The organism is Robiginitalea sp. (genome assembly GCF_049588695.1).
In the GTDB taxonomy this organism is placed as follows: Bacteria; Bacteroidota; Bacteroidia; order Flavobacteriales; family Flavobacteriaceae; genus Robiginitalea.
Genome location: NZ_JBAVZJ010000195.1, coordinates 1 through 4,904, shown reverse-complemented (window position 1 = coordinate 4,904; position 4,904 = coordinate 1). Strand labels below are relative to the sequence as shown.

At 47.2% G+C, this 4,904-nt stretch carries 12 protein-coding genes; all 12 read right to left on the bottom strand.

The window, feature by feature from the left end:
- Positions 1-317, bottom strand: a 317-nt coding sequence (gene rplR, locus WBV75_RS04750; RefSeq protein ID WP_424119502.1) for a 50S ribosomal protein L18, incomplete at its 3' end; no start/stop codon positions are given.
- A 10-nt stretch (positions 318-327) separates the two neighbouring features.
- Positions 328-870 (bottom strand): 50S ribosomal protein L6, encoded by a 543-nt coding sequence (gene rplF / locus WBV75_RS04745; protein WP_424119501.1) that lies wholly within the window; start codon positions 868-870, stop codon positions 328-330.
- An 18-nt stretch (positions 871-888) separates the two neighbouring features.
- Entirely contained in the window at positions 889-1,287 is a 399-nt protein-coding gene (rpsH, locus tag WBV75_RS04740) for a 30S ribosomal protein S8 (protein WP_424119500.1), read from the bottom strand.
- Between the two features lie 21 nt (positions 1,288-1,308).
- On the bottom strand, positions 1,309-1,578 hold the full coding sequence (rpsN, locus tag WBV75_RS04735; RefSeq protein WP_424119499.1) for a 30S ribosomal protein S14: 270 nt from the start codon (positions 1,576-1,578) through the stop codon (positions 1,309-1,311).
- A gap of 1 nt (position 1,579) precedes the next feature.
- Positions 1,580-2,131, bottom strand: a complete 552-nt coding sequence (rplE, locus tag WBV75_RS04730) for a 50S ribosomal protein L5 (protein ID WP_424119498.1) — start codon at positions 2,129-2,131, stop codon at positions 1,580-1,582.
- A gap of 2 nt (positions 2,132-2,133) precedes the next feature.
- Positions 2,134-2,445, bottom strand: coding sequence for a 50S ribosomal protein L24 (gene rplX, locus WBV75_RS04725; protein ID WP_424119497.1), 312 nt, complete (start codon positions 2,443-2,445; stop codon positions 2,134-2,136).
- 11 nt (positions 2,446-2,456) lie between these two features.
- Positions 2,457-2,825, bottom strand: a complete 369-nt coding sequence (gene rplN / locus WBV75_RS04720) for a 50S ribosomal protein L14 (RefSeq protein ID WP_424119496.1) — start codon at positions 2,823-2,825, stop codon at positions 2,457-2,459.
- 2 nt (positions 2,826-2,827) lie between these two features.
- Entirely contained in the window at positions 2,828-3,085 is a 258-nt protein-coding gene (gene rpsQ, locus WBV75_RS04715) for a 30S ribosomal protein S17 (protein ID WP_424119495.1), read from the bottom strand.
- 13 nt (positions 3,086-3,098) lie between these two features.
- Positions 3,099-3,290, bottom strand: a complete 192-nt coding sequence (gene rpmC / locus WBV75_RS04710) for a 50S ribosomal protein L29 (protein WP_424119494.1) — start codon at positions 3,288-3,290, stop codon at positions 3,099-3,101.
- A gap of 12 nt (positions 3,291-3,302) precedes the next feature.
- Positions 3,303-3,725 (bottom strand): 50S ribosomal protein L16, encoded by a 423-nt coding sequence (rplP, locus tag WBV75_RS04705; RefSeq protein ID WP_424119493.1) that lies wholly within the window; start codon positions 3,723-3,725, stop codon positions 3,303-3,305.
- Positions 3,726-3,744: 19 nt separating this feature from the next.
- Complete coding sequence (gene rpsC / locus WBV75_RS04700; RefSeq protein WP_424119492.1) at positions 3,745-4,455, bottom strand: 30S ribosomal protein S3; 711 nt, start codon at positions 4,453-4,455, stop codon at positions 3,745-3,747.
- 3 nt (positions 4,456-4,458) lie between these two features.
- Complete coding sequence (gene rplV / locus WBV75_RS04695; RefSeq protein ID WP_424119491.1) at positions 4,459-4,875, bottom strand: 50S ribosomal protein L22; 417 nt, start codon at positions 4,873-4,875, stop codon at positions 4,459-4,461.
- Positions 4,876-4,904 lie beyond the last annotated feature (29 nt).

Here is a 4,904-nt window from a genome sequence, read left to right as displayed (position 1 = left end):
GACTTCACCCTTCCGTGGTACTGATACCCGCCCCTGTCAAAAGCTACAGTTTCAACTCCGGCATCAAGTGCTTTTTTGGCCAAAACCTTTCCAACCTCAGCAGCGAGCTCAGACTTGGTTCCTTTGACCTTGTCCAAAGCTTTATCTCTGGAAGAAGCCGCTGCCAGCGTTTTACCAGTAGTGTCATCTATGATTTGTGCATAGATCTCCTTATTACTCCGGAATACGGATAGACGAGGCCGCTCCTGGCTTCCAAAGGAAACCTTTCGGATACGCCTTCTGATTCTGCTTCTATTTTCAGACTTCGTTAGTCCCATAATACCTTAATTATGCTGATTTACCTGCTTTTCTTCTAATCTGCTCTCCTTTGAACTTGATTCCTTTCCCTTTGTAGGGTTCAGGTTTTCTGAAGGAGCGGATTTTGGCTGCGACCTGGCCGACCAGCTGCTTATCGTGTGAACTGAGTTTGATCAAGGGGTTCTTCCCTTTTTCAGAGGTCGTTTCTATTTTCACTTCAGGAGCGATATCCATAACGATGTTATGGGACATCCCCAGTGCGAGATCCAGCTTTTGACCCTGGTTGCTGGCGCGGTAACCCACACCTACAAGTTCCAGTTCTTTGGTCCATCCCTTAGTGACCCCTTCCAGCATATTGGCAATGAGGGACCTGTACAGACCGTGCTTAGCTTTATGCGACTTAAGATCAGTATGTCGCTTTACAATCACTTGCCCTTCCTCAACGACTACGTCGACTTCCGAAAACTCCTGCCGGAGCTCTCCGAGTTTTCCCTTTACAGTGACGACATTGTCAGAAACCTCAACAGTGGCTCCTTCGGGGATGGCGATCGGATTTAATCCTATTCTAGACATGCTGCTGAATCTTTAATATTAATACACGTAGCAGAGGACTTCTCCGCCAACATTATCTCTTTGAGCTTGTTTTCCAGTCATTACCCCGTGAGAGGTAGAAACGATGGCAATTCCCAAACCGTTGAGTACCCGAGGCAATTCGCCGGATGGGGAATACTTCCGAAGTCCGGGTGTGCTTACCCTTTGAATCTTGCGAATAACAGGCTCTTTGGTAAGCTTATCGTATTTCAAAGCAATCTTGATGGTTCCCTGGGCCCCTGTATCTTCAAATTTATAACTGAGGATATACCCCTGATCAAAGAGGATCTTTGTGATCTCTTTTTTCAAATTAGAGGCAGGAATTTCCACTACCCGGTGGCCGGCGCTGTTCGCGTTGCGAATTCGGGTCAAATAATCTGCGATTGGATCTGTAAACATTTCTTTACTGTATTTAGGAAATTACCAGCTTGCTTTTTTCACACCGGGAATCAATCCCTTGTTGGCCATTTCACGGAACATTACTCTGGATATTCCAAACGTCCGCATATATCCCTTAGGCCTTCCCGTGAGTTTGCAGCGATTGTGCGCGCGCACCGGAGAGGCGTTCTTAGGTAATTTCTGCAGTGCTTCGTAGTCGCCAGCCTCTTTAAGGGCCTTGCGCTTCTCTGCATACTTCGCTATCATCTTCGCCCTTTTACGCTCACGGGCCTTCATTGATTCTTTAGCCATACTAATTCTTTTTAAAAGGTAATCCCAATTCGCTCAAAAGTGATTTCGCTTCAGTATCCGTATCCGCGGAAGTCACAAAAGTGATGTCCATTCCGTTGATCCGGTTGATCTTGTCGATATTCACTTCAGGAAAAATGATCTGTTCTGTAACACCCAGGTTATAGTTCCCGCGGCCATCAAAACCTGTGGCTTTGATACCCTGGAAATCCCGGACCCTTGGAAGCGCTGAAGTAACTAACCGATCCATGAACTCATACATGCGTTCACCCCTCAGTGTCACCTTAGCTCCAATGGGCATTCCCTTCCGGAGTTTGAAGGCTGCAACATCTTTCTTGGACATTGTCGATACTGCCTTCTGTCCTGTAATCAGGGTGAGCTCGTCCACAGCGTGGTCGATAAGTTTCTTATCCGCTACGGCAGCACCGACCCCGCGGCTCAAAACGATCTTTTGGAGCTTGGGAACCTGCATTACGTTCTTGTAACCGAACTCTTCCATGAGCGCCTTAATTACGCGCTCTTTATACTCTTGCTTTAATCTGGGTACGTAAGCCATAACTAAATAACTTCATTGGATTTTTTAGAAACCCTTACTTTCTTTCCATCCCGCTCTTCATAACCTACACGTGTAGGATCTCCTGATTTCGGATCGAGGAGGGCCAGGTTGGATATATGTATCGGTGCTTCTTTCTTCACTATTCCCCCCTGAGGGTTACGGGCACTTGGTTTTTCGTGCTTGGATACTGTATTGACACCTTCCACAATCGCTTTATTCTTATCGCGAAGGATGCGTACTACTTTGCCTTCGCTTCCTTTGTGGTCGCCGGCAATTACCTGAACAGTATCTCCTGATTTTATCCGAATTTTCATTTCAATTGTCTTTATAGTACCTCGGGTGCCAAGGAAACGATCTTCATAAATTGCTTATCGCGCAGTTCACGCGCAACCGGTCCGAATACACGGGTACCCCTCATCTCCCCTGTAGGGTTCAAGAGGACACATGCGTTGTCGTCAAACCGAATATAGGATCCATCCGGACGCCGCACTTCTTTTTTGGTGCGAACTACAACGGCCGTGGATACAGCACCTTTTTTGATCGAGCCGTTAGGAGTCGCCTCCTTTACACTGACTACGATTTTGTCTCCGAGAGAGGCATAGCGCCTTTTGGTTCCCCCCAAAACACGGATGGTCAAAACCTCTTTTGCTCCCGTATTATCTGCGACTTTAAGTCTGGATTCCTGTTGTACCATAATTATTTGGCTCTTTCAAGTATTTCTACCAATCTCCAACACTTGGTCTTGCTCATCGGACGCGTCTCCATGATCTTCACCGTATCTCCGATATTGCAATCGTTGGTTTCGTCATGAGCTACGTACTTTTTGGTCCTCAAAACGAACTTCCCGTACATGGGGTGCTTTACACGTTTCACCTCAGCGACTACAATGGACTTCTCCATCCTGTTGCTGGTCACAACGCCTACTCGTTCTTTTCTAATATTCCTGTTTTCCATAAAGCAACACCAGTTATTGGTTTTCCCTTTTATTTAATTCCGTCGCCAGTCGCGCAACAGTTCTTCTGGATTTTCTGAGCTGAAGCGGGTTTTCCAAAGGAGTGACCGAATGCGCCATCTTCATGTCCGCATATTGCTTCTTCGTCTCGGCCAGTTTCTCTGTCAACTCCTCATTAGACATTGCTATAATCTCTGACTGTTTCATCTTCCCTTAATTTTAGGAGGGATCGTAATCCCTGGCCACAATAAATTTTGTTTTCACCGGTAATTTCTGAGCGGCAAGCCTCAGGGCTTCCTGTGCTGTTTCCTTATCCACACCGGCGACTTCGAACATGACGCGGCCCGGTTTAACAACAGCCACAAAATACTCGGGAGCTCCTTTACCTTTCCCCATCCGTACCTCGAGAGGCTTTTTGGTAATGGGCTTGTCCGGAAATATCTTGATCCATAACTGCCCCTGCCTTTTCATATATCGGGTAGCTGCGATACGCGCGGCTTCGATTTGGCGTGAGGTGATAAAGCACGAATCCAGTGACTTGATACCGAACATTCCATTAGAAAGCTGATGGCCCCGCTGTGAAATGCCTTTCATCCGGCCCTTCTGGGCTTTGCGAAACTTGGTTCTTTTTGGCTGTAACATCTTCTCTTAGATTCTTATTTTACTTTCTACGACGTTTCTTGGCATCGCGCTTTCCGGCACCACCGGTACCTTTGCTCATTCCAACCAGTGGAGAAAGCTCGCGTTTTCCGTATACTTCGCCCTTCATGATCCATACTTTAATCCCGAGGCGTCCATAAGTCGTATGCGCCTCGTGGAGGGCATAATCGATATCTGCACGGAAAGTGGACAATGGAATCCGTCCATCCTTGTAGCTCTCAGAACGGGCCATTTCAGCGCCATTCAGCCTTCCTGAAATCTGAACCTTAATCCCTTCAGCATTCATACGCATGGCGGCGGCGATACCCATTTTAATCGCACGGCGATAAGAAATCCGGCTTTCCACCTGCCTTGCGATACTCGCAGCGACCAGGTTGGCGTCGAGTTCAGGCCTCTTTATTTCAAAGATGTTGATCTGAACTTCCTTATCTGTAATTTTCTTTAACTCTTCTTTGAGTTTATCTACTTCCTGACCTCCTTTACCGATAATGATACCGGGACGGGCAGTAGTGATGGTAACCGTAATGAGCTTCAGGGTTCTCTCAATAATTACCCTGGAAACACTGGCTTTGGCCAATCGCGCGTGGATATACTTGCGGATCTTATCGTCTTCTGCAAGTTTATCTCCATAATCATTTCCGCCGTACCAGTTGGACTCCCATCCCCGGATGATTCCGAGACGATTACCTATTGGATTCGTTTTCTGTCCCATATGCTATTTGACTTGACTTTCTGCATTATTTCTAGCTCCTAACACGAGGGTTACGTGGTTGGAACGCTTTCTGATTCGGTGAGCCCTGCCCTGAGGGGCCGGACGCAGGCGCTTCAACATACGACCACCGTCTACGCGAATCTCCTTCACGAAAAGCTCCGCATTCTCAACATCACTCTCCTCGTTCTTGGCTTGCCAGTTGGCAATCGCAGACAACAGGAGTTTCTCAAGACGTCTGGAGGCCTCCTTGGAATTGAACTTGAGGATTGCCAGGGCTTTCTCAACGTCTTCTCCACGAACAAGATCGGCTACCAAACGCATCTTTCTGGGGGAAGTAGGGCAGTTATTCAGTTTGGCATACACCAACTGACTCCGCTCTTCCTTTAACCTTTCGGCCATCTGTTTTTTACGAACACCCATAGCGCTTATCTTTTACCTTTGTTTTTGGC